Raw genomic sequence first — 24,167 nt, 5'->3', positions numbered from 1 at the left:
CATGAGTCTAAATATACCTGATAAACCCAGTAACTCAACATGGACAGATGACCAGTGGAAAGCTATTCAAGCAGATGGAAAAAACATTCTAGTAGCTGCTGCTGCGGGTTCTGGGAAAACAGCCGTTCTTGTTACTAGAATTATTGAAAAATTGATTGATGAAACAGTTAAATGGAATGTAGATGAATTACTAATAGTTACATTTACAAATGCATCAGCAGCAGAGATGAAATTTAGAATCGGTAAAGCTTTAGAGGAGGCTCTTGTGCAAAATCCGGATTCTGCACATTTGAAAAAACAAGTAGCACTGCTAAATTATGCTTCTATTTCAACTTTGCATTCATTTTGCCTAGAAATTATTCGGAAACATTATTTTGAAGCAGACATTGATCCTAACTTCCGTTTAATTGAGCCAATTGAAAGTAGTATGATTAGAGATGAAGTACTAGAAGACCTTTTAGAAGAAGCTTATGGTATTAAAGATAATGATTCGTTCTTTCATTTGGTAGATTCCTTCACAGGGGACAGAACAGATACTGAATTACATATTCTAATATCAAAGCTATATGATTTTTCAAGAGCTAATCCTGAACCAGATATTTGGTTAGAAAAAATGGTGGATTTATATGAAACAAATAATATTACATCTATCACCGAACTACCTTATTTTCCGATTATTAAAGAAGCTATTGAGCTCCGAATCCATCAAACTAAAAATGATTTATTAACTGCTATAGATTATGCAAGTGACACTGATGGACCGGCACCATACCTTGATACATTAGAAGGAGATTTGGCTCAAATCAATATGCTATTCCAAATGGATTGGAATAGTTGGGAAGATGTAAAAATAAGTATCGAAAGTGTTGATTTTAAGAGGTTACCCACTCTTAAAAATAAAAGTGATTATGATGAGGAGTATGTTGAACAGACGAAAAAGTTTCGGGATGCAGCAAAAAAAGAAATCAAAAATGTTTTAATAGAGTGGTTTTCCAGAAATGAAGTTAATTATTTAGCAGATTTAGAAAAAATGAAACCAAATATTAAAGCTTTAAGTGAATTGGTGAAAAAATTTGCACAAAACTTTTTTGAGGAAAAACAGAAAAGAGGAGTCTTAGATTTTAATGATTTAGAGCACTTGGCTTTAAAAATATTACTAAAAGATGGCACTCCGTCTGAAGTTGCGAAGAGCTATCAGAAGCAATTTAAAGAAGTGTTAATTGATGAATATCAAGATACAAACATGGTACAAGAGATAATTTTAATGCTAGTTACTACAATGAATGGAACAAAAGGAAACTTATTTATGGTTGGTGATGTAAAGCAATCTATTTATCGTTTCCGTTTAGCTGAACCCACTTTATTTATGACGAAATATCAAGCATATCAACAAGATGGAACAAGTGGAGGTATACGGATAGACTTGTCACGTAATTTCAGAAGTAGAAAAGAAGTGCTGGATGTTACAAATTTTATTTTCCATCAATTAATGGACAATAAAGTGGCAGAAATTGATTATGATAATGCGGCTGAATTAACATTAGGAGCCCATTTTCCTGAGTCAAAAGATATGGCAACAGAACTTTTATTAATTGACATGAAAACAGAAGAAAAGGAAACTGAAGATGATGCGCTATCTCCACAAGAACTTCAAAAAAACCAAGTAGAAGCCAGAGCTATTGCGTTGAAAGTTAGAGAAATGATTGATAATAAGTTTCCAATCTATGATAAAAAAATGCAACAGAATAGACCAATAGAGTACCGAGATATTGTCATTTTAGCACGGGCAATGACGAGCGCACCTGATATTGAAGAGGCAATGAAACTTCAAAATATCCCGTTTTATGCCAATAATAATTCTGGTTATTTTGAAACAACTGAAGTGGCTACAATGATTGCACTTTTGAAAGTAATTGATAATCCATATCAAGATATTCCGTTAGCTGCTGTTTTAAGGTCTCCAATTATCGGCTTAACAGAAGAAGAATTAGGACAAATTCGGTTGGCGAAGAAAAAAGGCTATTTCTTTGATGCGTTGCGAGCTTTTAAAGACAATGTTATTTCAGAAGCAGCAGATAAAATTAGTGAGTTTATAAAACAATTAAACAATTGGCGTGAGCTATCTATTCGAGAGAATTTAACTTCATTAATTTGGCAAATCTATCAAGAAACTAACTTTTATGAATTTGTCGGTGGTTTGCCAGGTGGGAAACAGCGTCAAGCAAATTTGCGAGCCTTATACGACAGAGCTAATCAGTATGAAAAAACTTCTTTCAGAGGACTATTTCGATTTGTCCGATTCGTTGAGCGTTTAGAAGTTCGGGGGGATGATCTTGGAACTGCTAAAACTCTAAGTGAAAAAGAAGATGTTGTTCGTATGATGACAATTCATGCGAGTAAAGGATTAGAATTTCCAGTGGTAATAGTATCCGGATTAAGTAGGAAGTTTAATATGCGTGATATTTATAGTAAAACATTATTAGATAAAGACTATGGTTTTGCATCTGCTTACAGAGATATCGAAAAAATGATTGTATACCCAACTATTATGCAACAGGCAATGAAACAAAAAAAAATGCGCGAAATGATAGCCGAAGAAATGCGTGTCCTCTATGTAGCGCTCACTCGGGCAGAAGAAAAATTAATTTTAACTGCTACCGTTCCTGATTTTGAAAAGACGAGTAAACAATGGCTACAAGTAGCAAAAGAAAAAGAAACCATTTTACCAGCAGCCATAAGAGCAAGGGCAAAGTGTTATTTGGATTGGATTGGACATGCGCTAATTCGTCATATTAGTTTTAAAGAATTACTTTGCGAAGAGGGCATTCAACCACTTCCAACTGATATGTCGCTTCAAATAGAAATTAAAACAAAAGAAATGCTTTTATCAAGTGAAATAACCGAAAGTAAACAAGACAATTGGTTGGAAAAGGTAAGAGATCATCAACCAGTGCCTGTTCAAAGCGCGTATAAGGATGAAATTGAGCGATTTATGAACTATCAGTATAAAGATGAAGTAGCAACAGAAATTCGCGCTAAACAGTCTGTAACGGAATTGAAACGACAATTCACCTTACAAGATAGTTGGAGTGACACGACGCTTTTAAAAGAATTTCAAAAAGTATCGCTGGATAGACCCAAATTCTTGCAACAAAACAAATTATCTGCAACTGAAGTAGGTACAGCCATGCATACATTAATGCAGGCGGTTTCTCTAGAAAGTAAACCTAGTGTAGGCGAAGTGAAACAACTTTTACAAAAGATGAGAGAAAAAGACATTTTGACAGAAGCGCAAGTCAAGGCTATTAATATAGAGCAAATTCTTGCTTTTTTTGAATCAGAACTAGGCGAAAAAGTACTTCTGGAAAAGGATCATGTGAAGCGTGAAGTACCATTTAGTTATTTACTTCCTGTAGCTAAACTTTACAAACAGGCTAATATAGATGAACATGTACTGATTCAAGGTGTTGTCGATAGTATGATTGAACAAGAAGATTCTATCATTTTGATCGATTATAAAACGGATAAAATAACTGGAAGATATGCTGACTGGGGCGAAGCAGAAAAAGTAATGAAAAATCGCTATCAAATACAAATCAAGCTTTATGCGGAAGCAATTCAGGCAATAAGTGGAAAACGAGTATCCGAAGCATACTTATACTTTTTCGATGGACAGCATATGTGCCGAATAAAAACAGAGGAAGGTTTTTAAATGAAATGGATAAGCTATCTTTATAAAGGGCAATCGAATTATGGCGTTTTAACAAATGAAAATGAAATCATTCCAGCGCAATCTTTTTGGATGAATCCACCCAAAACATTACTTGATTATATAAAAGAAAGGCCAATTATTCAGGATATGAATGCTATCAAAGAAAGGATTGCAATAGAAGAAGTAGAAGTTCAAATTCCTTTATTCCCGCCAAATAATATTATGGCAATTGGTAAAAATTATTATAAGCATGTGCTAGAAATGGGAACAAAAGAGGATGTTCCTTCTGACATATTAGTTTTTACAAAAAGCGCTAATAGTTTGTTGCCTCATAACGGAGAGATTGAGTTGCATCAAAATATAACAGATCAACTTGATTATGAAGGAGAGCTAGCAGTAATTATTGGCAAAGAAATTAGAGATATACCAGAGGAGGAAGCTTTGTCTGCTATCTTTGGTTTTACAATTATTAATGACATTACTGCTAGAGATATTCAGAAAAAGCATAAGCAGTTTTACCTTGGGAAAAGCTTAGACGCGAGTTGTCCGATTGGGCCTTGTGTATTAACATTTGATAGCAAAGAAGAGACAACTTTTTATATTGAAACAAAAGTAAATGGCGAATTAAGACAAGCAGATTCCACAGAAAAATTTATTTTTAAATTAACGGAAATTATTTCTAGTTTGTCAAAAGGGCATACGCTGGTTCCAGGTGATATAATTGCAACTGGAACGCCAAGTGGTGTTGGTAGTGGAATGAATCCTCCAACTTTTTTACAAGAAGGAGATTTGGTTGAAATTATCATTGACCGCATTGGCACATTGCGAAATAAGGTAAGGAAGTCTTAACGGAGAAAGAAGGAAGAAGAAAATGTGGGGATATATTCATTTAATTTCTTGGGTGGCAATCGTGGTACTAACAATTGGCGCTTTGGTTATCTATTCGAAGTCAACTAAGGGTTTTACAGTGCTCCAAATGATTAATCGTGTTTTTTATATTTTAGTTATTTTAAGTGGGATTATGATGGTTCAGTATAGTATCGAGCAAAGTTGGATTTTGGCAATATTTAAAATTTTGATGGGAATTATTGTTATCGGAGTTGTCGAAATGTTACTTAGTTACCGAAAACAGCAAAAACCAACAGGAATGTTTTTAATGATTTTTGTTATTGTAGTTGTTCTGACAGTATCATTAGGGTTTTATTTATCGGGCGGATATCCATTATTTGACTAAAAATAAAAAAATTAAACAAAAAAGGCTTCTCTTTTCTCCGGAAAGTTGGTATGTTATGTTAGGACCAAAAAAGGAGAGAAGAAAATGAGTTCAAATATAGTATATAAAGAGTATGCTAAAAAAACCGCCATAGCAATTATAGCAGCACTTTTAAATGCGATTGGTATGAACTTCTTTTTAATACCAGCACAAGTATATGCAGCTGGATTAAATGGGGTTGCACAATTGGGTTCAGACATGCTACGAGATTCAATGAATATTTCTATTTCAACGGGGCTACTTGTCCTATTGTTAAATATTCCGGTTGCAATTTTAGGCTGGCTAAAAGTAGGAAAATCATTTACGGTTTTTAGTTTTTTAACAGTTGCGTTTATGTCTTTTTTCTTAATTGTTATCCCAGAAGTGCATGTGTCAAATGATATATTGCTTAATGCCATTTTTGGAGCATTAATTGCTTCTGTGGGTATTGGTTTAGCTTTAAAGTTTGGTATTTCTACTGGTGGGCTTGATATAATTGCGATGTATATTACGATTAAGACTGGGCGTTCTTTTGGAAAGTACTTCTTGTTACTAAATGGTGTCATCATTATTGTCGCAGGTTTTGCTTATGACTGGACATTTGCGCTTTATACGCTTATTTCTTTGTATGTACAAAGTAGAGTGATTGATATCATTCATACAAGACATCAAAAGTTAACCGTAATGATTATGACGCAGCATGCAGACACGGTTATTCAAGCAATTCATGACAATATGGTTCGCGGAATAACAGTAGTGGATGCAATGGGTGGCTACTCGAAAGAAGATGTGGCAATGTTGATAATGGTCATCACGCGGTATGAGTTATACGATATTACACATATTGTTGGGGAGTTTGATTCGAAGGCATTTATTAATGTAATGGAAACTTCTAGCGTATTTGGTGATTTTCGTTCAGAAGCAGATCAAAAATTAGCGATGGCAATGTATAAAAATAAAATGATGTAAAAAAGCTGCAAAAAATGGCGGCACAAAAATGAGAGATTCTAATTTTGTAAAGCCATTTTTGCAGCTTTTATTATAAGTTTAAATTTTCTTCTAAATAGACAGCTATTCCATCATCTTGGTTGGTGGCTGTAACAACATTGGCAACGTTTTTGACTGAATCCGTAGCGTTTCCCATTGCGACACCAACGCCAGCGTAGTCGAGCATTTGTAAATCGTTATCTTCATCACCAAATGCAATAATATCTTTTCGGTTGAAGCCGAGTGTTTTTGCGGCAGCTTGGACACCGATTGCTTTATGGATACCGAATTTAATGATTTCGACAGCTGGCCAAGCAGAGGCTCCCCATGTGTGATGGGAAATAACATCAGCAAGAGATTCATCAAGATGCTGGCTAATTAAATCAAGCTGATCTAGTTTACCAAAAAATAATAAAGACGTAGCATCTGACTGAATGGTGTCGCGGATATTCCCGAAAACAACATTTTCTGTTCCTAAATGAAATGTATCTGGTACACTGTTGTTTCTTTCTTTCAAGAATACGCTATCTTGTACTTCTGCAGCGATATTATCTAGTGAAAAGTCATTGGTGAAATCAAGTAGTTCACGAACAACTTGTAAATCGATAGCGTGGTGATAACCTTCTGAAAATGTCGTAAGTCTTGGGTGATGGTAAACAGCGCCATTAAAATTAACGATGGGTGTAGTTAAATCAAGCTCCTCGTAGTATAAGCCGCTAATCCGGTATGGACGTCCTGTAGCTATCATTACTTCATGGCCTGCCATACGCGCTTTTTTTAATGTTTTTTTCGTATGAGAAGAGATGGTTAAGTCATCTCTAAGTGTGGTGCCGTCGAGATCAAGTACGATTAATTTTTTAGACATAATTTGCTCCTTTAATTCATATGGTTAGTTCAAAACTGCCCCTTCATGCTAAAATAAGGGCACAAGTTAATGATAGACGTTTGCTACTGTTTTGTAAATGATTCAGTCCGTTGCAAGTGCTTAATAATTCCTATAGAAACGAGGCGTCACAATGATTCAAGTTGAAAATGAACAAATTGCAAATATTCCAGTGTTACATATTAGCAATAGTGAAAATGCGGATAAAATGTTGCCAACTATTATCTTTTATCATGGTTTTACCTCTCAGAAAGAATTGTATTTGCATTATGGGTATTTACTTGCCCAACGAGGTTTTCGTGTAATATTGCCAGATGCTAACTTACATGGAGAACGGCTTTTGGATGCGAATCCAGAAGACCAAGCAACCTACTTTTGGGATGTTATTGAGGCAAATATTAAAGAATTCCCCTTAATTATAAAGGAGTTAATAAAAGCCGGGAAAACGAATGCTAATCGAATTGGTGTGGGCGGAGTTTCAATGGGAGCTATCACATCGCTGGGGCTTCTTGGTCAATATAATGAAATCAAAGTAGCAGTTAGCTTGATGGGAAGTGCCTACTATGTTGATTTCGCAAAAGAATTATCGAAATACGCAGCTTCACAAGGGATGACATTCCCATATGATGTGGATGCACGAATACTTGCGCTGCAAAAATATGATTTAACACAAAATATCACTAAAATAAAAGAACGCCCACTACTGCTTTGGCACGGTAAAAAGGATGATGTTGTTCCCTTTGCTTATAGTGAAAAGTTATACCAAACGCTTGTAGAAGAAAGCTTAGCAGATAATGTTCAGTTTGTAATAGATGATAATGCAAAACATAAAGTATCGGTTGAAGGGATGCTTGAAGGGGTAGGATTTTTCGAGAAATTCTTATAATGAAAATCATTCTCATATATGATACAATAAGTGTACAAAATGGCAAAAAGGAGGCATATACTTCATGGATGAACAACTGAAAGAAAATCTAATGGGAGCACTGGAGCAAGTTATTGATCCGGAGCTAGGTATTGATATTGTGAATATTGGACTTGTATACGATGTTGAATTAGATGATGATGGACTTTGCACAGTTTCAATGACGCTTACAACGATGGGTTGTCCACTTGCTGGGATTTTGACGGAGCAAGTGCAAATGGCATTAAGTGATATCCCAGAAGTAAAAGATACAAATGTTAACCTTGTTTGGAATCCACCTTGGACGAAAGATCGTATGTCACGCTATGCAAAAATAGCACTAGGGATACGTTAATCTTAAATAGAAATAAACAGGTAGGACATTTTTTCATGTCATGCCTGTTATTTTTATAGGAAAGAATAGAGGATAAAAAGAATGAGTTATCAATTAATAAGTGATTACAAAGATAATGCCAAATACCGAGAAAGCTTTAATAGCCTGGCTGAAAGTACTTTTGAAATCAATTTGGAAGAGTGGTATCAACAAGGTTTTTGGAATGATAAATATGTTTGCTATTCCTACGTAGATAAAGGAAAGGTTATCGCGAATGTTTCTATTAACAAAATGGATCTGACTTACCAAGGGGGAACTTATCGTGCTTTACAAATTGGAACTGTCATGACGCATCCTGACTATAGAAATCAAGGTTTAGCACAAAAGTTAATCAACCACGTGATTAATAAATATGAAGCGGAATATGATTTTTTCTATCTTTTTGCGAATGACTCAGTACTTGAGTTTTATCCTAAATTTGGTTTTGAACGAGTAGCAGAAAGTAGTTTCACTGTAGATGCCACTAGTTTGAAAAAGCAAGCATCTCAAATAAAAAAGCTGAATCCGGCGAGTAAATCGGATTTTCAGTTAATAAGTCGAATTGTTTCAAACCGGATAAGTCTTTCCACCGTTTTAGATGTGAGAAATAGTGCAGATTTACTCATGTTCTACGTGTTAATTGCTTTAAAAGATGCCGTTTATTATCTAAAAGAATTAGATACAATTGTTCTTTTCGAGCAAGAGGAGACGGATTTATATGTACTAGATATTATTAGTACTAAAAAGGTAAGTGTAGTAGAAGTTTTGCAGCGTTTAGTAACTAAGGATATCGATACTATTCATCTTTCTTTTACACCAGAAAAAGATAAGCATATTGATGCAGCTTACATTATTGAAACAGAAGATATATTATTTATGCGTCCGAATGTGTTTACAAGCGAGCGTTATTTTCTATTCCCTGCCACTTCTCATGCTTGAGGGACTTCTTGTTCTAGTTTCGTTAAGCGTTTTTCTAAGCGTTGTTGATGCTTATATTGCTTAATGATTCTTTTAGCTAATTGTAATTCTGCTTGGGCAGTCATTAGGTGATCTTGTCCGTGGATTAGTAAAAATGATGGATGTGATAAGGACTTTGCGTCACGAATCGATACTAACTTTGTTTGCCAAACATGTCCTTCTTGAAATTGTTCTTCTGCCAATTGTAAATGTTTATCTGCATCCTTGAATTGGTATTTCTCAGCAAAATCAATTGCTTTGTACGCTTCTTTTCGTGTGTTTCCACCATGCAAAATTAGTTTTACAACAGCTTCTTCTACTTGCATTTCCATTTTCCCACCCCAACAATTGATAGTTTTCTTTTATTGTAGCAAAGGTGAGAACGGTATGCCAATAAATTAGCAATAAATCAGACTATGGAAGGATGTTTTTGATTTCGCCTCACGTATAATAAAAGGTAGAAAAACTATGGAGGGGATTTAAATGGAAGAACGTTTGTATGAGCTAGAAGATAAAGTACAAGACTTAGAGCTAGAAGTACATGATTTACGTGAGAGAATTCAACTATTAGAAGAAAAACCAAACGCTCGCCCTAGTTTACTTGGTCATAATGTATGGGTATTAATTCCGTTAGTCGCAATTATTTCTTGGATGATTGTAGAAGTTATGGATTAAAAGGAACCTTTACTGGTTTCTTTTTGTTATTTTTTACGGAAATACCTGATAAAACAAAGATATTTAGACCGATTTGGAAGTCCGTCACAAAAAATCTACATTTATTTACTTGCATTTTTCAAGAACAATAGTAAAATAAGTTATAGGAAAGAGTTTTATCCCGATGAAAGTTTCATTTGAGAATGTGATTTTCATGGGGATAAGACCCTATCATGGTTATAATGACTTTTGGTGTATCCATCTTCCAATAGAATGGCAACTAGTCAGACATCTGTTTAGACACCAAAATCATTATTTGTTTTCATTCATCTCATTAGCCATGTAGTTTATGTTTGTGCCTCATCCCGTTATGCACAGACGACCGAACATGATGGCAACGCTGGAAATGTTTATTTTCAGCGTCTTTTTTTGTCTTCTTATAGGCGGAATAATTTAATAACAGTCCAGTTGTTGTTATACTATAGTAGAGGATAGGAGGAGATTCAGATGAGCTTGAAAGGTAAAAAAATAATTGCGTTAGTCAGCGAAGACTTTGAAGATTTAGAACTTTGGTATCCTGTACTTAGATTGCGTGAGGAAGGTGCCTCCGTACATTTAGTGGCAGAAGAAGCGAAGAAAGTATATCACGGGAAATATGGTGTTCCAGTTACTTCTGACTATGATTTTGATTCTGTTCGTGCAGAAGACTACGACGGGATTTTGGTTCCGGGTGGATGGTCCCCAGATAAGTTGCGCCGATTTGACAGTGTTCTGAATTTGATTCGTTCTTTTGATAAGGAGAAAAAACCAATTGGTCAAATCTGTCACGCTGGTTGGGTATTAGTTTCTGCAGGAATCTTGGAAGGCGTTAATGTTACTAGTACACCAGGAATTAAAGATGATATGACAAACGCAGGGGCGATTTGGCATAATGAGCCGGTCGTAACAGATGGGCACATTATTTCAAGCCGTCGTCCACCAGATTTACCAGAGTATTTACCGGCTTTTATTTCCGCTTTTGAAAAATAAAAAAGAAGCATTCTCAGGTTAAAAGAGAATGCTTCTTTTTGTTTAAAAGTAAAAAGTAACGATAAAGCCGATAAAACTAGGAATAGCAGCTACTAAAAGCAGGATACTCCAACGTAATTGGCTTTTCCGACTAGGATTCCCACTGCGGCCGCCAAAGGAAACAAAGGCCGATAAAATAATCGATGCAAACACAAGGATAGTTGTCACAATGGAAAATAAGCTGGATAATGTATAACTTGATGTTAGGAAACTTGCTAAAAAAATTACGACAGCAAGTCCAATACCAGCGAAGAATGATTTTAAAAACACGACAATTTCAACTCATTTCTAATTAGTTTCTCTCTTCTTTATAGCAAAAGAGTTGTTTTTTGTCCAATTAAAAGGGCCTACTACTATTTTAGTAGACGCTTGATTTATTAATGTGGCAAGAAAGCAACAAGGATGAAGAATAAGACAGCAATGACAATTAGGAACCAGTTAAGTTCACGCCATTTACCTGTGAAGACTTTTAAGATTGGATAGGAAATAAATCCGAAAGCAAGGCCGATAGCGATACTTGAAGTAAGTGGCATAGCAAGGATTACTAAGAAAGCTGGGAATGCTTCATCCAATGTGTCCCAATCAATTTCTTTTACAGCACCAATCATCATACTCCCAACAACAATTAGAGCAGGAGCAGTAATGGCAGAAATACCTGATACAGCACCAACTAGTGGAGCGAAGAATGCGGAAACCATAAATAAAATAGCTACTGTTAAAGTGGTTAACCCAGTACGACCACCAGTTGCAACGCCAGCAGATGATTCAATGTAAGCACTTGTTGGTGTTGTCCCAAACATAGAACCAACACTTGTTGCAACAGCATCAGCCATTAATGCTTGTTTTGCATTTGGTAAAGATTCGCCTTTCATCAGGCCAGCTTTTTTTGCAACGCCAATCATTGTACCTGTTGTATCGAAAATAGTGATAAGTAAGAATGATAAGACAACCGCGTATAATCCGTAACTCATCACATCACCAAAAGCGTGGAGTGGATTTGTGAAAACGAATTCTGGCATTGGTGGCATCTTAACAATTCCATCCGTAAATTTCAGTTCGCCAGTAAAGAAAGCAATAACTCCAGTTGCAATCATTCCAATAAATAAAGCACCTTTTATGTTTAAAGCTAGAAGAATTAAAGTAATCAGAAGACCAACGATAGCTAGAAGGGCTTCTTGAGAGTGTAAATCCCCGAGCCCTACTAAGTTAGAATCATTAGAAACGATAATGCCAGTCATTCGAAATCCTAAGAAAGCGATAAAAAGACCAATACCAGCTGTGATTCCAGCTTTTAAATTGTGCGGGATAGCTTCGATGATTTTTTCCCGAAGTGGTGTCAAGGAAAGTAATAAGAAAATAATACCTGCTACAAAGACCGCAGCGAATGCGACTGAATAATCTAGTTTTTGTGTTGTAACTACTGTGACAAAGTAGGCATTCATTCCAAGTCCTGGTGCAATCGCAATTGGATAATTAGCAAAAATCGCCATCCATAATGTACCAATAACTGCGGAAATAATAGTTGCCATGAAGACGGTATTGAATGGAACCCCAGCTGCAGAAAGAATTGCCGGGTTAACTACAACGATATATACCATCGTTAAGAATGTAGTAAAACCAGAGATAACTTCTGTTTTAACATCTGTACCGTTTGCTTTTAATTGAAACATACGTGTGTTTCACTCCTTTTTTAATTCTAAATAACGAACATTAAAAACCACAACTTCAATATTATTCGTTTTTTGCTAAAAAAGCAACCTTTTTTGGAAGATTTATTAAATAGTTTATCTGTGTTACAATAAAACTATCATTTATACTAGGAGGATGCATGTGAAGGCAGTGATTTTTGATTTTGATGGCACCGTGCTTGATACAGAGAATTTATGGTATAGCGAAACAATGACCTATTTAAAAGAAACTTACAATATTGATTTACCAGATGAAATTTATCAGCAGATTATTGGAACAAGTGAAGAGCCAATAATTACTTATATGATGGAAGCAACAAATGGAAACTTTGATAAAGAAGCATTTTTGACTACGGTTGCAGAAGCTTGCCACACAGGTCAACAGTCGCTTGGATTCCGAGATGGTTTTGAAGCATTTTTCCAAGAAGTAAAATCAAGAGGCTATAAGATTGGTCTTGCAACGAGCTCTGGTTACGGATGGATTGCATCGACGCTCGAACGATTGGGGATTTTAGAAGACTTTGAAACAATACAAACGGCGGACCATGTGGAGGAAATTAAGCCACATCCAGCACTTTATGCGCAAGCGGTGGAAGCTCTAGGGGTGAAACCGGAAGAAGCAATTGCGATAGAAGACTCCAAAAATGGTGCATTATCAGCAATGGAAGCAGGATTGAAAGTATATATTGTACCTAATGAAGCGACTAAAACCATTGCATTTCCGAAAGAAGCAACAGTAGTTTCAGCTTTTGCAGAAATTAATTTAGAGTAGAAAAAGAGTAAACTTAGAGAGCTATTTGCCTCCAAGTTTACTCTTTTTTTAGAATGTTAATTTAGCTAAGCGATTGAAAGCTTCTTCTAATATGCTGATATTTTGAGTGGCTGCTAGTCGAACATAATTGTCACCAGACTCGCCAAATGCAAGACCTGGAATAACGAGTACTTGCGTTTCTTTTAAAACATATTCTGTAAAGGAAACGGAGTCCATTCCAGATTTCGTAATATTAATAAAAGCATAAATGGAACCTTTTAATGGATGAAGTGAAAGGTATGAAATCTCTTCTACACGTTTTGAGATGTATTCTAGGCGTTTTTGGAAGGTTTCAGTGACTAAAGGAATTAGTGTCTCAGAATGATTCAAAGCGTAAATAGCTGCTCTTTGAGACGGCGTAGGAGCTGAATAAGTAATCCCTTCATTGATTATTTTTGCTGCTTCATTTAAATAAGTTGGAGCAATCATATAACCTAAGCGCCAGCCAGTCATTGCAAAATTTTTGGACATACTTCCGAATGTAATAGTATGTTCTGGGGCGAATTTAGCCATTGGAACAAAGTCTTCATAGAAACTAAAACCATCATAAACCTCATCTGATAAAATAAAGAAATCATATTTTTTGGCTAAATTAGCTATTTTTTCAAATGTTTCAGGTGAAAAAACAGCACCAGTTGGGTTGTTCGGAGAATTGAGAATTAAAGCTTTGGTTTTATCAGTAATTGCTGCTTCTAAAATATCTACATTAATAGCAAAACCATCTTTTTCATAGGTTGGAATGATGATGGGAGTTCCGCCTGAATTTAAAACTTGGTCTTTGTAAGGGGAGAAGTATGGTTCATGAATAATGACTTCATCACCAGGATCAAGGATTGTTTGTAGTGTCAAAAACATACCATGGAGTGCGCCAACTGTTGCGCGGATTTGAGAGCGTTCAAAAGACATATCATAACTACGACTGAAATAACCGCGAATGGCATCGATAAGTTCTAGGTCACCGCCAGATTCGGTATATTTAGTATGTCCGGCACGAACGTCTTCGAAAGCAGCATTAATAATGGATGTATCTGTAATTAAATCGGGATCACCAATCGATAAGTCAAGAATATCTGGCATTGTTTTTGCTAGGGTGCCTATATCGGCAAGAATATTAACAGGCATTTGTTGATGTTTTTTAGCGATTTTTGAATTATTCATCATGGGTTTAGTAATCTCCTTTTTTATAGGTGCAGATAAACGCCTCACCAGTAGTTGGTAAGACGTGATCATGCTTTTATGCTAAAACTTTTCCTAAAAAGTCTTTCGTACGGTCATTTTGTGGATTGCCAAAAATTTCTTCTGGCGTGCCTTGTTCTTGAATCACGCCAGCATCCATAAAGACAACACGGTCAGCAACTTCTCTTGCAAAGCCCATTTCGTGCGTTACAACAACCATTGTCATGCCTTCTTTAGCGAGTGCCTTCATAACACTTAAAACTTCGCCAACCATTTCCGGATCAAGTGCCGAAGTTGGTTCGTCAAAAAGCATTACATCTGGATTCATTGCTAGTGCACGTGCAATAGCAACCCGTTGTTGTTGGCCACCAGATAATTGAGATGGATAACTTGTCGCTTTATCAGCAAGACCGACTTTATCAAGAAGTGCTAGCGCATGCTTTTTAGCAGTAGAGTTAGCTTCATTTTTCACTTTCATTGGGGCGAGCATTAGGTTTTCTAGGACGTTTTTATGTGGGAAAAGGTTGAAATTTTGGAAAACCATCCCCATTTTTTGACGAAGTGCATTGACATTGGTTTGTTTCGCCAGTAAATCTTTATCCTCAAATAAAATATGTCCAGCTGTTGGTTGTTCCAATAAGTTTAGACACCGTAAAAAAGTGCTTTTTCCGCTTCCGGAAGGGCCGATAACTACGACCACTTCACCAGCTTCGATTTCCAGGTCAATGCCTTTTAGAACTTCCAATTTGCCGAAATGTTTGTGTAAATTTTTAATATTAATCACTTGTTCTCATTCTCCTTTCAGCAACACCTAGTAGTCTTGACAAGCTGAATGTTAGTATAAAGTAAATTAATGAAGTGATAATTAGTGGGATAAATGGTTTGAAGCTTGCTCCTTGAACCACACCAGTCATGAACATTAATTCAGTCACACCGATTACCGAAACAATAGATGATTCTTTGATAACAGTAACGAATTCATTCCCAAGTGCAGGAAGAATATTTTTGACAGCTTGTGGTAAAATAATGTAACGCATACTAGCTGACTGTGTCATACCAAGGGAGCGGGCTGCTTCCATTTGACCTTTGTTTACAGCAGAAATACCTGCACGGATGATTTCAGCAACATAGGCAGCGCTGTTTAAGGATAGGGCGATACAACCAGATACGAAGGCTGATACATCCATTCCGATAATTTGTGTTCCAAAAAAGACGATGAAAATTTGAATGAGAAGTGGTGTCCCACGAACAAATTCAATATAGCAAGCAGCTGGCCAGCGTAACCATCTTGTTTTCGCTAGTTTCATTAGTGCAAGCAAGGAGCCTAAAACTGCTCCACATAAAACACCAATAGCAGCGAGGGCAATCGTGATTAGCGTTCCTTTAACGAAGTAGTTACCATATTTTTCATAGAAACTACCATCTTGGAACATTAGTTTGTTTGCTTCTTTTTGATAATCCTTTAGTAAACCAGTATCTTGAATTTCTTTAATAGAAGCATTGACTTTATCTTGAAGGGCAGTGGAGCCTTTTGGCATAGCGATAGCAGTTTCTTTACTCCCATTGACAAATTTGATGTCTGCCATCGCAAGTGTCTTGTCTTGGCTTAAGTAAGCTTCTGCAACAGGACCTTCTAGAACAACTGCATCAACTTTATTACTTTTTAAGTTAAGAATTAAGTCTGGAACTTTTTGTAGAGAAACAACATCAGAGCCAATGAGTTCATTTTGTGCTAATTCTTCTTGCGTAGTTTGCTTTTGGGCGCCTACTTTAACACCATTAAAATCATTGACACTTGTAAATTTCTCTTTATCAGCTTTTCGTACAACAACACGCTGTTGAACGAACATATACGGGTCAGAAAAATCGACTTCTTTTTGACGTTCCGGTGTTGGTGACATTCCGGAAATAATCATATCAATTTTGCCAGTTTTTAGTGAACCTAGCAAACTATCGAAGTTCATTTCCTTAATATCTAACTTAACATCTAAGTCTTTGGCAATTTTTTTAGCTATACTTACATCAAAACCAACAATTTCATCCTTTCCATCAATTGTTTGATGGAATTCATATGGAGGATAGTCAGCTGAAAGTCCAACTGTTAAAACGCCTTTTTCCTGGATTTTAGTTAAAGTTTCATCTTGTTTATCGGCAGCAAATACTGTATTGAAGCTAGAGAATACAAATATAAAAATAAGTGCAATTGCTGCAAGCTTTTGTAAAAAGTTCTTCTGCATGGATACAACTCCCTTTTGTCTATGATAAATAAACGGTTATTATCGATGTTAATTATAATACATTAAAATGATTAAATATGCAATAAATTTTTAAATAAATCTCTTTTTACACTAAGAATTACTCGATTTATTCAAAAATGTGCATAAAAAAGAACCCGCCTAAGCAAGGTTCTTTGCTTTTTATAAGAAGAAATTTAGTACGTAGAACAGGATTGCTGCAATTGTTGCGGAAATTGGGAGTGTAATTACCCATGTGATAACCATCCGCTGTGCTGTATCCCATTTTACTCCTTTAACACGGTGAGCTGTTCCAACACCAAGAATAGAAGAGCTAATAACGTGCGTTGTACTAACTGGTAAATGGATAAATGTAGCACCGAAAATAATGATAACAGAACTTAAGTCAGCTGCTACACCATTAACAGGTTTGATTTTCATAATTTTACCACCAACTGTTTTGATGATTTTCCAACCACCAATACTTGTACCAATCGCCATCGCAATCGCACAAGATACTTGAACCCATAATTGCACATCATCTGTAGTTTGGAAACCACCAGCAATTAATGCCATGGTGATAATCCCCATTGATTTTTGAGCATCATTTGTTCCGTGTGTATAAGATTGTAAAGCAGCGGTACCGATTTGAAGCATCCTAAATCTTCTATTTGTCGTCGCTAAATTTAAGTTCTTCAAGAAAATCTTAAAGAGCGAATAAATCGTGTAACCAACGACAAAAGCAAGAACAGGAGAAACAAGTAGTCCGATGATAATTTTAGTGAATCCGCCGTATTCAAGCGCAGAAAAACCAGCTGATGCAATAGCTGCACCCGCGATAGAACCAATTAATGCGTGGGAGGAACTACTAGGAATTCCGAAGTACCATGTAATTAAGTTCCATGCAATTGCTGATAATAATGCTGCTAAAATAACAAGTTCACCGTGATTCAAACTAAATGGATCCACGATATCTTTCGTAATCGTTTTAGCAACCCCTGTAAAAGAAACTGCTCCGACAAAATTCATAATAGCGGCAAGGATAATTGCATGTCTAGGTTTTAAGGCTTTTGTAGAGACACTAGTCGCGATTGCGTTTGCTGTATCATGAAACCCATTAATTAGGTCAAATGCTAGCGCGGCAAGGACGATGACGAGGGTGATAAGAAACATTCCTTCCATCTATCTAGGCCCCTTACGCATTTTTCATGACAATTGATTCAAGCGTGTTAGCAACACTTTGACAACTATCAGCAATGTCTTCTAATTTTTCATAAACTTCTCTTAGACGAATAAGTTTGATTGGATCTTTTTCATTTTGGAAAAGTTGGATAAGTGATTCGCGGTAAACATCATCACACTGGGATTCGTAATCTTTAATTTGAATCGCAAGTTTACGAACATCTTTTAATTTTTTATCAAAAACAAGGTCAACTGCTTTTTCAATTTCAACAGTGCTTGCTTGAATCGCTTGGATAAATTTAGTCATGTATTCATCATAATGAGTGATTTGGCAGATTTCTAGTGAAAAAGCTGTTTCATCAAGTGCATCCATTACATCGTCTAGGCGATTGGTAAGTTCTAACATATCCTCGCGTTCGATTGGTGTAATAAAAGCATCGTTCAATTCCATAATCATTTTGTGAACCATGGAATCCCCAGCTGTTTCATATTCTTTGATTTTATTCGAGAAAGTATGTAAGTCCTCCACCGAATTGATGTTATACGTTGCAAAAAAATTCGCACCTTCATGTAAATTTACTGCAATGTCATGTAACAACGAAGCAAAACGGTCTTTTTTGTTTTTAAAAGCCATTTCCTTAATTCCCCCGATCATTTTTGGTCATTAATAAATGCTCACTTTCGATTTAAAAGGGAGCTTTTTTCTTAACGATAAGTTAACAAAAAGAAATAAAAACATGATAGATTTTTACCACAAATTAATACTAACATAGGATGGGAATAAATAGGAAACTTTTTTTCGACAGTTAGACAAATAATGACTCTGACAGCGTTTCCAATGGCTGTTTTTAGGTATTTAAGAAAATGAATAAAAAAAGTTGTTTTTTTATGACTTTTTATTAGGAGAGTAAGGCTCATTTCGGTATACTGGTTTTAAAATATAAATTTGCGAAAATAGTGTATAATTCATTTTAAGAGAAAAAGTTCACAAATGATTTTCGTGAGGAGGTTTTTGGTTTGACAAAAACATTACAAGACAGAATGATTTTACCTGGAGATGTATCGATTCCTTATATTGGGCTTGGTGTCTTCCAAGTGACAGAGCAAGAATTCATCGCTGGTGCTGTAGAAAAGGCTATTGAGGTTGGTTACCGGTTATTTGATACAGCAGCAGTTTATAATAATGAGGCAATCGTAGGGCAAGCCATTGTCGATAGTGCTATTTCACGCGAAGAGCTATTTATTAGTTCGAAAGTTTGGAACGGTGATCTCGGTTACGACGAAACTCTATTTGCATTTGAACGAACTTTGAAAAATTTAAAGTTGGACTATTTGGACTTATATTTAATTCATTGGCCAGTAGCAGGAAAGTATCGCGATTCTTGGCGAGCGATGGAACGTTTACAAGATGAAAAATTGATTAAATCTATTGGTGTTGCCAATTTTAAACAACATCATTTAAGTGATTTATTAGTTGCGGCAAACCAAAAGCCAGTATTAAATCAGGTTGAGACGCATCCACTTTTGCCGCAAAATGACTTAAGGAAATATTTAGCAGAACAAAATATTGCGCATGCTGCATGGTCCCCACTTGCAAAGGGAATTTTAATGCAAAATCCAGTTATTAATGCAATTGCAAAAAAACATGGCGCCTTTGTTGATCAGGTGATTTTACAATGGCATTTAAATCGAAATACGATTATTTTTCCAAAATCCATCACGTCTACCCGAATTGAAGAAAACGCCCAGTTATCTTATTTTCAATTGGATGCAAGTGATATGGAAAAAATGGATCGTTTGGAAACGGGGAAACGAGTTGGTCCAGATCCAGATGATTTAGAATATTTTTTAAGTAGTATTGAACGGGAACGTGCCTTTTTGACGGGCGAGAAATCCGAATGAGGGATATTCAAACACTCTTTCGCGTGAATGGTTCGCATGTAGATGCAAAGCCCATGGAAGTATACATGAAAAATCAATTTACTTTTTTAGGAATTAGAGCAGGTGAACGAAAAAAATTGCTCGCAACATTTTTAAAAGAGCAAGGAGAACCGGTTGATTTGTTAAGGCTAGTAAAAATACTATTTCAAGAAGCAGAGCGTGAATTTCAATATGTGGCGATTGATTTACTTAGTCGTTACGGAAAAAAACAAGCAAGTGAGGCTATTTCGGTATATGAAGAATTAGTTGTGCATAAATCTTGGTGGGATACAGTAGATGGGTTAGCAGGAACAGTAATAAGTAATCATTTTGCGACGTATCCTGAACTTATTCCTAGTTATAATGCGAAATGGATTGATGGGAATAATATTTGGCTAGCGCGGACGGCAATTTTATTTCAACTCAAGTATAAAGAAAAAACAGATGCAGAACTATTATTTTCAAATTGTGAAAAATGGCTAGATTCTAAGGAGTTCTTTATTCAAAAAGCCATTGGTTGGGCGCTTCGTCAATACGCAAAAGAAAGCCCAGAGGAAGTCCGACATTTTGTGAAAAACCATTCACTTGCCCCGCTTAGTAAAAGAGAAGCGCTCAAGCATATCGGGGAGGCGTAAACGGAAATGTTACATCATGTGGAAATTTATGTAGAAGATTTAGAAAAAAGTCATTTGTTTTGGTTGAGTTGTTAGAACTGCTTTCGTTTGAATTGTATTAGACGTGGAATGCTGGTTTTAGTTATAAATACGAGGACACTTATTTAGTATTTGTCCAAACGGAGGAAAAATTTTTGGCAGATGGTTATCACCGCAAGCGAATTGGACTCAATCACTTGGCTTTTCACGGTGTCTCGAAAGAACGAGTTGATTTCTTTCGAGACAAGTTAAGAGCAGCAGGAGTAAAACTTCTTTATGAAGATAGGTATCCATTTGCTGGCGGTGAAAATCATTATGCAGTATTTTTGGAAGCCCCCGATAAAATGAAAGTAGAAATCTGCACGGAAGTCACGACGTAATGTTGTGGCTTTTTAAAATACCCAATCATCACCAGCGGGCGCAGAAAAATTCATTTCTTTGCCTTTAAATGGATGATTTAGGTGTAGCTTTTCTGCATGTAACATAATGCGGTTGGCACGCGGAGAACCACCGTAAAGCGTATCACCAATAATCGGATGACCAATTCCACTTAGATGAACGCGAATTTGGTGTGTCCGGCCAGTTTCAATTTGACATTCGACAATGGATGTATTTTTTTCAGTATCATTTTCTAAAACGGTAATATGTGTGACAGCAGGCTGGCCATATGGACTAATTTGACGTCTGGAACCATGATGTCTATCTTCACCAATTGGCTTATTAATTGTCTGCATCACAAGTCCCCAAGTACCATCCACTGCTGCAAGATAAGTCCGGTGGATAGCGCGATTTTCCATTTGCCATGAAAGTCCAGCAATCGCCAGTTTATTTTTAGCAAAAAGAACCAAACCAGAAGTTGTCTGATCTAAACGATGAACCGCTAGCGCATTTGCATCTTGGTTCGTTTGTTCTAAATAATACTGAACTGCATTCGCACAAGTATCTGTTTCATAAGAGTCATTTGGATGTGTTTTCATACCAACAGGTTTATTAACGACGAGTAAAAAATCATCCTCATAAATAACTTCTAAATCATATTCATACACATCAATTTTTTCATGCAAAATGACAGGCAAAGACAAACTAGCACCAACAAAAAGAGGTGTATTCCAATCGTCAAAAGGCTTGTTATTAAGTAGAACATCATGAGACATTCTAATTTCATGTCGTGCTTTTTTTCCTAAGTGAAATTTTTCTTGTAAAATTGTACTGAGCGTTAGTCCTTCCCAGTCTTCAATAATTGGTAATGTTATATGTGTCATATAAGTTTCATCCATTCTATATTTTATTGATAAGCTTTTCGGAAATGATTTGGTGATAAACCGGTCTGTCTTTTAAATGTTGTTGAAAAATGAGAGGGATTTGGGAAACCAGATTGTTTGCCGATTTCTTCAATGGATAAAGCGGAATTTTGAAGTAGTTTTTTTGCATAAGTAATCCGCACATTTTCTAAAAAAGCAATTGGCGTGATTTGTGTGATTCGTTTAAAAGTACGGTGTAAGTGATATGGGCTACCGTGACAATCTTCGGCAATTGTTTGTAAGGTTATAGCTTTTGCGAAGTTTTCTTCAATGTACGCTTCAATATTTTCGATCCATTCCGCGTCTGGAAGCGTTGCGCCACCAGATTTACATCTTTTACAAGCCCGGTAACCATGAGAAATCGCTTCATCAGCACTTTTAAAAATAAGGATATTTTCTTTTTTAGGTAATCGTGATTTACAGGACGGATAGCAAAAAATTTTAGTGGATGTTACACCATAGAAAAATTCGCCATCTGCCGTTTTATCATTCATAGAAATCGCTAACCAACGTTTTTTGGTTAAGTAATAATCCGCCAATTTTATCACCTCAACTTCTTATTAATCATAAACGTTCTGACTACAAATTGCGAGGAAAACTTTTCTAATCTTGCTCTTTTAACAATAGGAAGTGGAAATCCCTGCTATCTAGCGTATAATTTCCTTTAGAAAGAGGTGACGATAATGTATTATGATTCAATATGTTTTTTTGATGCCGAACTTTATCTTATTGCAACCGAGCAGGCACTTATTTATGTAGGTACAGATAAAAAATGGCTTCTGAACGCCACGCAAAATACCAAGAAATTAAATAAATATAAAACCGCCATTCGTGCTTACCAAAATAAAGAAATAGTAGCGTTTGATTTTCCAATCGAGTTAACCGGCAGTAATTTGCAAATGGAAGTTTTTGAAGCATTAAAAACCATCCCATATGGCGAAACAAGAACATACACGGAAATTGCGGAACAAATTAATCGCCCTAAAGCAGTTAGAGCTGTGGGAGCGGCAATCGGAAAAAATCCGTTATTAGTTATCATCCCATGTCATCGCGTCATCGGTAAAAATGGAAAACTAACTGGTTTTAGCGGCGGTTTATCAATGAAAGAGTCGTTATTAGATTTAGAAAAACAATAAAAAAGCCGAGAATTGAGTGGCAATTCTCGGCCTTTTTATTTAAATCGCGTCGTTAGCAAACTTCCTTTTTCGAATAAATACAATCAACAGCAAAATCAGTCCAAATAAAGCGATTCCTGAATTTAATAAGAAAATAGCAGCAATATCAATGCGAGAAATGGCAGCTGCAATAAGTGGAATACTAAATACGGCGATTCCTTCAGCAATTGTATAGAGACTTGTAACGAACCCTTTTCCCCGTGCAGAAACTTCCGCAAGTAAGGTTAATCCTAATTGAATAATTCCACCAGCAGAGAAATAACCAAGTAAGAAAGCGCCTACTAAACAGACAATCTCATTTGGAAATGCAAAGAGGGTGAAAGAAATCAGCATGGTCATCGTTACATACGTGATTAAAATATGAAGTGTCTTCACACCACGATTTCCTAAAACAAAGGTAACGCACACGCATATAATCGCCCCAACACTAGCATAACTCACGAGCAGCCTAGAAGCATTGTCTGTCATATGAACCACTTCGGATCCGTATTTGGCAATCCATTGACTCATAATATAAAGTAACGTCTGAGCTACAAAACCAAATAAAATCAAGCAAATTTCATCAATACTAAAGTGGATTTTTCGTTGTTTTTCCTTCGCTACTTCTTTTTCAAAATCAAGTGGCTTTCCAACAGTCATTGGCGGGAAAGTACGAGTTAATGTATAAAGTAGATTGATAAGTAAAATAACAATTAATACAATAAAACTCCAACCATACCACAAGTTGTTTGCCAGAATAAAGGCAATCATAAATGGTAGTAAGAACTGTCCAGCTTGCACAAACGCTTTTACAACAATATTTGCAGATGCTGCTTTTTTCGGATAAGCTTCCATAAGTGCAGGATAGGTCCCCGTGTCTAAAAATGAGTTTGCAATCCCGGCAGAAATACCAAACGCATAGGCAACAATCGTATTAGGACTGAGCAAAATCCCGCCCAAAAAGACAATATAGAAGAATACACCAAGAATAACAGATAGTTTACGGCCAAACTTATCTGAAAGTTTACCAGAAACAAAAACGGCTAATAACTTACCAATCCCAAACGAGGATACAACACCAGCTGCACCAGCTAAATCAGTATTCCATTTCTGAGATAAAAAATCAATATTTTGAGCAATAATGATTAATGCCATCCCATGAACGAAATAATTCATATAAAGTCCGAGTGATGTAGATAAATATTTGTTTTTCATAGTTTGCGCTCCTTTATGTAGTTACTTTGGGGATTATAAATAT

The 24,167-nt window shown here is 36.1% G+C and carries 25 protein-coding genes and 2 pseudogenes; 15 read left to right on the top strand and 12 right to left on the bottom strand.

Annotated features, from left to right (window positions below):
- Position 1 precedes the first annotated feature (1 nt).
- The 4 genes from addA to JL53_RS12475 all read left to right on the top strand — a co-directional run bounded on the left by addA (position 2) and on the right by JL53_RS12475 (position 5,933).
- Positions 2–3,712: a helicase-exonuclease AddAB subunit AddA gene (gene addA / locus JL53_RS12490; protein WP_038407781.1), complete on the top strand. Its 3,711-nt coding sequence runs from the start codon at positions 2–4 to the stop codon at positions 3,710–3,712.
- Positions 3,713–4,561 carry a fumarylacetoacetate hydrolase family protein gene (locus tag JL53_RS12485; RefSeq protein ID WP_003720643.1) on the top strand — a complete coding sequence of 283 codons (849 nt, stop codon included), beginning with the start codon at positions 3,713–3,715 and terminating at the stop codon, positions 4,559–4,561.
- Positions 4,562–4,583: 22 nt separating this feature from the next.
- Positions 4,584–4,946 (top strand): YisL family protein, encoded by a 363-nt coding sequence (locus tag JL53_RS12480; protein WP_038407780.1) that lies wholly within the window; start codon positions 4,584–4,586, stop codon positions 4,944–4,946.
- Between the two features lie 84 nt (positions 4,947–5,030).
- Positions 5,031–5,933, top strand: a complete 903-nt coding sequence (locus JL53_RS12475) for a YitT family protein (protein WP_014093578.1) — start codon at positions 5,031–5,033, stop codon at positions 5,931–5,933.
- Positions 5,934–6,003: 70 nt separating this feature from the next.
- Here JL53_RS12475 and JL53_RS12470 read toward each other — a convergent pair whose 3' ends face one another.
- Positions 6,004–6,816, bottom strand: a complete 813-nt coding sequence (locus tag JL53_RS12470) for a Cof-type HAD-IIB family hydrolase (RefSeq protein WP_003720640.1) — start codon at positions 6,814–6,816, stop codon at positions 6,004–6,006.
- 151 nt (positions 6,817–6,967) lie between these two features.
- On the opposite strand from JL53_RS12470, the gene yjfP reads away from it, so the two are divergent.
- From yjfP to JL53_RS12455, 3 genes are all read left to right on the top strand, one after another.
- The gene (gene yjfP, locus JL53_RS12465; RefSeq protein WP_038407779.1) at positions 6,968–7,720 is read left to right on the top strand and encodes an esterase; all 753 of its coding nucleotides are present in this window, start codon (positions 6,968–6,970) and stop codon (positions 7,718–7,720) included.
- A 64-nt stretch (positions 7,721–7,784) separates the two neighbouring features.
- A complete protein-coding gene (locus JL53_RS12460; protein WP_003720638.1) occupies positions 7,785–8,093 on the top strand; it encodes a metal-sulfur cluster assembly factor in 309 nt (102 codons plus the stop codon).
- An 81-nt stretch (positions 8,094–8,174) separates the two neighbouring features.
- Complete coding sequence (locus JL53_RS12455; protein ID WP_038407778.1) at positions 8,175–9,050, top strand: GNAT family N-acetyltransferase; 876 nt, start codon at positions 8,175–8,177, stop codon at positions 9,048–9,050.
- Here JL53_RS12455 and JL53_RS12450 read toward each other — a convergent pair.
- Entirely contained in the window at positions 9,041–9,400 is a 360-nt protein-coding gene (locus JL53_RS12450) for a PTS sugar transporter subunit IIA (RefSeq protein WP_003720636.1), read from the bottom strand. The two genes, JL53_RS12455 and JL53_RS12450, sit on opposite strands and share 10 nt — an antisense overlap.
- A gap of 151 nt (positions 9,401–9,551) precedes the next feature.
- Here JL53_RS12450 and JL53_RS12445 point away from each other — a divergent pair, with 151 nt between their 5' ends.
- The 3 genes and pseudogenes from JL53_RS12445 to JL53_RS12435 all read left to right on the top strand — a co-directional run bounded on the left by JL53_RS12445 (position 9,552) and on the right by JL53_RS12435 (position 10,751).
- Entirely contained in the window at positions 9,552–9,743 is a 192-nt protein-coding gene (locus JL53_RS12445; protein WP_003720635.1) for a hypothetical protein, read from the top strand.
- Positions 9,683–10,068: pseudogene (locus tag JL53_RS16055) on the top strand (hypothetical protein). The gene JL53_RS12445 and the pseudogene JL53_RS16055 overlap by 61 nt, the downstream one beginning before the upstream one ends.
- Before the next feature lie 161 nt (positions 10,069–10,229).
- Positions 10,230–10,751: a type 1 glutamine amidotransferase domain-containing protein gene (locus JL53_RS12435; protein WP_003720633.1), complete on the top strand. Its 522-nt coding sequence runs from the start codon at positions 10,230–10,232 to the stop codon at positions 10,749–10,751.
- Positions 10,752–10,793: 42 nt separating this feature from the next.
- On the opposite strand, the gene JL53_RS12430 is transcribed toward JL53_RS12435, so the two are convergent.
- Positions 10,794–11,060, bottom strand: coding sequence for a hypothetical protein (locus JL53_RS12430; RefSeq protein WP_003720632.1), 267 nt, complete (start codon positions 11,058–11,060; stop codon positions 10,794–10,796).
- 107 nt (positions 11,061–11,167) lie between these two features.
- Positions 11,168–12,460, bottom strand: coding sequence for an NCS2 family permease (locus JL53_RS12425; protein WP_003720631.1), 1,293 nt, complete (start codon positions 12,458–12,460; stop codon positions 11,168–11,170).
- A gap of 160 nt (positions 12,461–12,620) precedes the next feature.
- On the opposite strand from JL53_RS12425, the gene JL53_RS12420 reads away from it, so the two are divergent.
- Positions 12,621–13,250, top strand: a complete 630-nt coding sequence (locus tag JL53_RS12420; RefSeq protein WP_003720630.1) for an HAD family hydrolase — start codon at positions 12,621–12,623, stop codon at positions 13,248–13,250.
- A gap of 48 nt (positions 13,251–13,298) precedes the next feature.
- On the opposite strand, the gene JL53_RS12415 is transcribed toward JL53_RS12420, so the two are convergent.
- The 5 genes from JL53_RS12415 to JL53_RS12395 all read right to left on the bottom strand — a co-directional run bounded on the left by JL53_RS12415 (position 13,299) and on the right by JL53_RS12395 (position 18,515).
- Positions 13,299–14,447 (bottom strand): pyridoxal phosphate-dependent aminotransferase, encoded by a 1,149-nt coding sequence (locus tag JL53_RS12415; RefSeq protein ID WP_038408253.1) that lies wholly within the window; start codon positions 14,445–14,447, stop codon positions 13,299–13,301.
- A gap of 76 nt (positions 14,448–14,523) precedes the next feature.
- Complete coding sequence (locus JL53_RS12410; protein WP_038407777.1) at positions 14,524–15,249, bottom strand: amino acid ABC transporter ATP-binding protein; 726 nt, start codon at positions 15,247–15,249, stop codon at positions 14,524–14,526.
- Positions 15,242–16,702, bottom strand: coding sequence for an ABC transporter substrate-binding protein/permease (locus tag JL53_RS12405; protein ID WP_003720626.1), 1,461 nt, complete (start codon positions 16,700–16,702; stop codon positions 15,242–15,244). The genes JL53_RS12410 and JL53_RS12405 overlap by 8 nt, the downstream gene beginning before the upstream one ends.
- Positions 16,703–16,882: 180 nt before the next feature.
- Complete coding sequence (locus JL53_RS12400; protein ID WP_003720625.1) at positions 16,883–17,881, bottom strand: inorganic phosphate transporter; 999 nt, start codon at positions 17,879–17,881, stop codon at positions 16,883–16,885.
- Between the two features lie 13 nt (positions 17,882–17,894).
- Positions 17,895–18,515 carry a DUF47 domain-containing protein gene (locus tag JL53_RS12395; protein WP_003723380.1) on the bottom strand — a complete coding sequence of 207 codons (621 nt, stop codon included), beginning with the start codon at positions 18,513–18,515 and terminating at the stop codon, positions 17,895–17,897.
- 383 nt (positions 18,516–18,898) lie between these two features.
- Here JL53_RS12395 and JL53_RS12390 point away from each other — a divergent pair, with 383 nt between their 5' ends.
- From JL53_RS12390 to JL53_RS12380, 3 genes and pseudogenes are all read left to right on the top strand, one after another.
- Positions 18,899–19,783, top strand: coding sequence for an aldo/keto reductase (locus tag JL53_RS12390; protein ID WP_003720623.1), 885 nt, complete (start codon positions 18,899–18,901; stop codon positions 19,781–19,783).
- A complete protein-coding gene (locus JL53_RS12385) occupies positions 19,780–20,436 on the top strand; it encodes a DNA alkylation repair protein (protein ID WP_003720622.1) in 657 nt (218 codons plus the stop codon). The genes JL53_RS12390 and JL53_RS12385 overlap by 4 nt, the downstream gene beginning before the upstream one ends.
- Positions 20,437–20,442: 6 nt before the next feature.
- Positions 20,443–20,834, top strand: a pseudogene (locus JL53_RS12380) (VOC family protein).
- A gap of 12 nt (positions 20,835–20,846) precedes the next feature.
- Here JL53_RS12380 and JL53_RS12375 read toward each other — a convergent pair.
- Positions 20,847–21,716: an RluA family pseudouridine synthase gene (locus tag JL53_RS12375; RefSeq protein WP_003720620.1), complete on the bottom strand. Its 870-nt coding sequence runs from the start codon at positions 21,714–21,716 to the stop codon at positions 20,847–20,849.
- A 23-nt stretch (positions 21,717–21,739) separates the two neighbouring features.
- Positions 21,740–22,294 carry a bifunctional transcriptional activator/DNA repair enzyme AdaA gene (locus tag JL53_RS12370; RefSeq protein ID WP_074674016.1) on the bottom strand — a complete coding sequence of 185 codons (555 nt, stop codon included), beginning with the start codon at positions 22,292–22,294 and terminating at the stop codon, positions 21,740–21,742.
- A 135-nt stretch (positions 22,295–22,429) separates the two neighbouring features.
- On the opposite strand from JL53_RS12370, the gene JL53_RS12365 reads away from it, so the two are divergent.
- A complete protein-coding gene (locus JL53_RS12365) occupies positions 22,430–22,891 on the top strand; it encodes a methylated-DNA--[protein]-cysteine S-methyltransferase (protein WP_038407776.1) in 462 nt (153 codons plus the stop codon).
- Positions 22,892–22,930: 39 nt separating this feature from the next.
- On the opposite strand, the gene JL53_RS12360 is transcribed toward JL53_RS12365, so the two are convergent.
- Complete coding sequence (locus tag JL53_RS12360) at positions 22,931–24,124, bottom strand: MFS transporter (protein ID WP_038407775.1); 1,194 nt, start codon at positions 24,122–24,124, stop codon at positions 22,931–22,933.
- Positions 24,125–24,167 lie beyond the last annotated feature (43 nt).

The organism is Listeria ivanovii subsp. londoniensis, assembly GCF_000763495.1.
Lineage (GTDB): Bacteria > Bacillota > Bacilli > Lactobacillales > Listeriaceae > Listeria > Listeria londoniensis.
The sequence above is the reverse complement of the archived record's forward strand: the minus strand, read 5'-3'. Positions and strand labels throughout refer to the sequence as shown.

Coding starts and splice junctions, on each gene's coding strand:
- JL53_RS12445 (WP_003720635.1), top strand. CDS start 9,552: ATGGAAGAACGTTTGTATGAGCTAGAAGATAAAGTACAAGACTTAGAG.
- JL53_RS12400 (WP_003720625.1), bottom strand. CDS start 17,881: ATGGAAGGAATGTTTCTTATCACCCTCGTCATCGTCCTTGCCGCGCTA.
- JL53_RS12425 (WP_003720631.1), bottom strand. CDS start 12,460: ATGTTTCAATTAAAAGCAAACGGTACAGATGTTAAAACAGAAGTTATC.
- yjfP (WP_038407779.1), top strand. CDS start 6,968: ATGATTCAAGTTGAAAATGAACAAATTGCAAATATTCCAGTGTTACAT.
- JL53_RS12460 (WP_003720638.1), top strand. CDS start 7,785: ATGGATGAACAACTGAAAGAAAATCTAATGGGAGCACTGGAGCAAGTT.
- JL53_RS12395 (WP_003723380.1), bottom strand. CDS start 18,515: ATGGCTTTTAAAAACAAAAAAGACCGTTTTGCTTCGTTGTTACATGAC.
- JL53_RS12475 (WP_014093578.1), top strand. CDS start 5,031: ATGAGTTCAAATATAGTATATAAAGAGTATGCTAAAAAAACCGCCATA.
- JL53_RS12375 (WP_003720620.1), bottom strand. CDS start 21,716: ATGACACATATAACATTACCAATTATTGAAGACTGGGAAGGACTAACG.
- JL53_RS12405 (WP_003720626.1), bottom strand. CDS start 16,702: ATGCAGAAGAACTTTTTACAAAAGCTTGCAGCAATTGCACTTATTTTT.
- JL53_RS12360 (WP_038407775.1), bottom strand. CDS start 24,124: ATGAAAAACAAATATTTATCTACATCACTCGGACTTTATATGAATTAT.
- addA (WP_038407781.1), top strand. CDS start 2: ATGAGTCTAAATATACCTGATAAACCCAGTAACTCAACATGGACAGAT.
- JL53_RS12385 (WP_003720622.1), top strand. CDS start 19,780: ATGAGGGATATTCAAACACTCTTTCGCGTGAATGGTTCGCATGTAGAT.
- JL53_RS12480 (WP_038407780.1), top strand. CDS start 4,584: ATGTGGGGATATATTCATTTAATTTCTTGGGTGGCAATCGTGGTACTA.
- JL53_RS12455 (WP_038407778.1), top strand. CDS start 8,175: ATGAGTTATCAATTAATAAGTGATTACAAAGATAATGCCAAATACCGA.
- JL53_RS12450 (WP_003720636.1), bottom strand. CDS start 9,400: ATGGAAATGCAAGTAGAAGAAGCTGTTGTAAAACTAATTTTGCATGGT.
- JL53_RS12470 (WP_003720640.1), bottom strand. CDS start 6,816: ATGTCTAAAAAATTAATCGTACTTGATCTCGACGGCACCACACTTAGA.
- JL53_RS12485 (WP_003720643.1), top strand. CDS start 3,713: ATGAAATGGATAAGCTATCTTTATAAAGGGCAATCGAATTATGGCGTT.
- JL53_RS12435 (WP_003720633.1), top strand. CDS start 10,230: ATGAGCTTGAAAGGTAAAAAAATAATTGCGTTAGTCAGCGAAGACTTT.
- JL53_RS12415 (WP_038408253.1), bottom strand. CDS start 14,447: ATGAATAATTCAAAAATCGCTAAAAAACATCAACAAATGCCTGTTAAT.